The organism is Selenomonas sp. oral taxon 892 str. F0426, assembly GCF_000468035.1.
GTDB lineage: Bacteria > Bacillota > Negativicutes > Selenomonadales > Selenomonadaceae > Centipeda.
The window spans coordinates 1-2771 of sequence record NZ_KI260511.1; the positions used below are offsets into that span (position 1 = coordinate 1).

Annotated in this window: 5 protein-coding genes; 3 read left to right on the top strand and 2 right to left on the bottom strand. The window is 46.1% G+C overall.

What is annotated here, in order from left to right:
* Positions 1 to 142: 142 nt before the first annotated feature.
* Complete coding sequence (locus HMPREF1992_RS00005) at positions 143 to 481, bottom strand: transposase (RefSeq protein ID WP_006696190.1); 339 nt, start codon at positions 479 to 481, stop codon at positions 143 to 145.
* 324 nt (positions 482 to 805) lie between these two features.
* On the opposite strand from HMPREF1992_RS00005, the gene HMPREF1992_RS11005 reads away from it, so the two are divergent.
* From HMPREF1992_RS11005 to HMPREF1992_RS11880, 3 genes are all read left to right on the top strand, one after another.
* Positions 806 to 1066: an ORF6N domain-containing protein gene (locus tag HMPREF1992_RS11005; protein WP_231366930.1), complete on the top strand. Its 261-nt coding sequence runs from the start codon at positions 806 to 808 to the stop codon at positions 1064 to 1066.
* 61 nt (positions 1067 to 1127) lie between these two features.
* The gene (locus tag HMPREF1992_RS00010) at positions 1128 to 2039 is read left to right on the top strand and encodes an ORF6N domain-containing protein (RefSeq protein WP_021683732.1); all 912 of its coding nucleotides are present in this window, start codon (positions 1128 to 1130) and stop codon (positions 2037 to 2039) included.
* A complete protein-coding gene (locus tag HMPREF1992_RS11880) occupies positions 2036 to 2383 on the top strand; it encodes a winged helix-turn-helix transcriptional regulator (RefSeq protein ID WP_081689279.1) in 348 nt (115 codons plus the stop codon). The genes HMPREF1992_RS00010 and HMPREF1992_RS11880 overlap by 4 nt, the downstream gene beginning before the upstream one ends.
* 83 nt (positions 2384 to 2466) lie before the next feature.
* On the opposite strand, the gene HMPREF1992_RS00015 is transcribed toward HMPREF1992_RS11880, so the two are convergent.
* Positions 2467 to 2771, bottom strand: a 305-nt coding sequence (locus HMPREF1992_RS00015) for an ATP-binding protein (RefSeq protein ID WP_037357649.1), incomplete at its 5' end; no start/stop codon positions are given.

Below are 2771 nucleotides of genomic sequence, written 5' to 3' on the forward strand. Positions count from 1 at the left end.
TCGGCAAGTTCCTGATATTTCCATGGGCGGTCTTTGCTCGTCAAATACTGATAAAATCCCTGTCTCGTGACATGGAGCATCTTGCAGCAGAAGCTGATATTTCCTTTGAGGGCGCCATCTGAGGTCTTGAACGCAATCAACTTCATGCGTTCGTTTTTGTTGACTTCAGACGGCTCGCGGCGAAAAAAGCGCTTGCTTCCTCCAGAAAGTCATTCTCTTTCTTTAGCCGTCGAATTTCCTTCTCCTGTGCTTTGAGTTGTGCACGAAGCTGTACGAGTTCCTCGTGCAGACTTAGGGCACTCTGCGGTGTTTGCGTGCCACACCCAAGATCCAAATATCCAAGCCGATGAGCACGCATCCATGTATACATTGTGTTCTTGGAAATTCCCAGCTCTTTGGCGGCTTTCGCCTGACCGATTTCCTGCGCCAGCTTGATTGCCTGCACCTTAAATTCGTGATCGTATTGTCTGTTTGTTGCCATTTTGATCTCTCCTTCTCCTCTTTGACTTTATCTAAAATCCTTGCAGAGAAGTTGTCAACTTTATTTATACAACATCATCAATAACTACACAGGCAGGAAGTTCCAATAACGTTTAACAACTTGTGTAAGGGATAAGCTAATTTTTCCTTCTCATGCCCAGCTACATAAAAAAACCGAGGGATGCAACACACCAGTTATCGAGGAGGTAAAGCATCATGAAAGAAATTCAACCAGTGTCCATCTCGTCGGCCACAGACACTCCAAATATCAGTCGATTTATTTACACTACGTAATCAACAGGTAATGCTTGCCAGCGATCTTGCTATGCTCTATCAAGTGGAGATACGGGTTCTGAATCAGGCTGTGAAGCGGAATCAGAAAAGATTTCCCGAAAGATATTGCTTCCAGTTAACCAAGGAGGAGGCAAACTTGACATCACAAATCGTGATGTCAAGTTCCGCACATGGCGGGCGGCGAATCCTGCCTTACGCGTTTACCGAACAGAGTATAGCTATGTTGTCAGCAATTCTCCGCAGGAATATTTCTGTGGAATTAGTAAAGACTACCTCAAGAAAATTTGGTTAATTGCTATTCACCAGCAAAATTTGAGATCCCAATTTGGCACCTCAAAAGGAAAGGAACTTTTATGAGTGAGAAAGCCCCTGATCAGACATCCATAGCGCCGATAGACACAAGCCACATACGGAATTTGGTATACACCGTTCGTGGCATTCAAGTCATGCTAGACTCAGATTTGGCGCGGCTTTATCAGGTAGAAACAAGGATACTGAACCGTAATGTAGCCCGCAACGCCCGTCGCTTTCCAGAGGATTTTCGCTTTCAACTCACAGAAGATGAGTTTGAAATCTTGAAATCCCAAATTGGGATTTCAAGTGACACTGTGCATGGCGGCAGACGCTATCTCCCCTACGTCTACACCGAGCAAGGGATTTCCATGCTGTCCGGAGTACTGCGAAGTGATGTCGCCATAGAGGTCAGCATCGGCATTATGCGGGCTTTTGTTGAGATGCGACATTTCATCGCCAGCAATGCCCATCTTTTCGAGCGCATAGAACGAATGGAGCTAAAGCAACTCGTCTCTCAAAAAGAAACCGATGAAAAATTCGAGCAAGTCTTTGACTTTATCCACGCCCACACGGAGTCCAGTCAAAAGATATTCTTCAACGGGCAAATCTACGATGCATTCAGCTTATTGGCGAGCTTGATTCAAAAGGCAACCAAGGACATCATTCTCATTGACGGCTATGTAGATATAGGAACGCTCAATCTGCTGGCAAAAAAACAAGCTAATGTTTCCGTGGAAATCCACACATTCAACAATACGAGATTGACGGCAGCAGATGTTGCGACCTTCAACCGTCAATATCCAACGCTTACCATCAATCACACCAATGCCTTTCACGATCGTTTCCTTATTCTTGACCACCAAGAGGCATATCACATCGGCGCATCGCTCAAAGATGCCGGAAAGAAATGTTTTGCCATCACACTTTTGCAAGATGAGGCTCTCCTACAGGAACTTCTGACACATTTGTGAAAAGACATTCACAGCTCTGCGAGGCCTGCAAGGAGTTGGGGGCAGACCTTCTGTTTTATGAATTACGAAGAAATGGACTTCGAGTTCATTTTAAGGCTCCCCATAGTCCACTTGTCTCTCATCCTAAATCCCCAAACCGACATAATGTCGGTTTGGATGTCGGTATAGCGTATAAAATTCTGGAACTGGTCGTAGCTAATCCTAAAATAACAATGGTTGAAATGGCAGAAAGGCTAGGTGTCGCAAAAAGAACAATTGAGCGCGAGGTAAAACAGCTTCGTGAAACAGGCAGCATCGAGCCCATCGGCAGCAAGCGATTCGGACACTGGAAAATCAACAATTGAAACTATAGGGTCGAGGCATAAGAAACTCCCATGCACTCGACCCTATAGTTTTATGGAATTGATTTGTGTGATTCAATAAAGCATTAAGCAGAATCTCGTTCATCATTACATTGTATCGTTATCGACGTTACTTCGTTCATCGCAGCTATGAGAATGATACTAGAGGGAAACGTCAATGTTGCGTTCGCACGCGATACCGTAATCTGGCGATCCTCAATCGGCTCACGCAGCACCTCAAGTGTCTTCTTGCTGAACTCCGGCAGCTCGTCGAGAAAGAGCACGCCGTGATGGGCAAGCGTCACCTCGCCCGGGCGCGGGATGCTCCCACCGCCGATCATCGCCACCGTCGAGGACGTATGATGCGGACTGCGGAAGGGGCGCGTGGTCA

Excerpts from the sequence above, each read along its gene's own strand:
- HMPREF1992_RS00005 (WP_006696190.1), bottom strand. The coding sequence starts at position 481 with ATGGCAACAAACAGACAATACGATCACGAATTTAAGGTGCAGGCAATC.
- HMPREF1992_RS11005 (WP_231366930.1), top strand. The coding sequence starts at position 806 with ATGCTCTATCAAGTGGAGATACGGGTTCTGAATCAGGCTGTGAAGCGG.
- HMPREF1992_RS00010 (WP_021683732.1), top strand. The coding sequence starts at position 1,128 with ATGAGTGAGAAAGCCCCTGATCAGACATCCATAGCGCCGATAGACACA.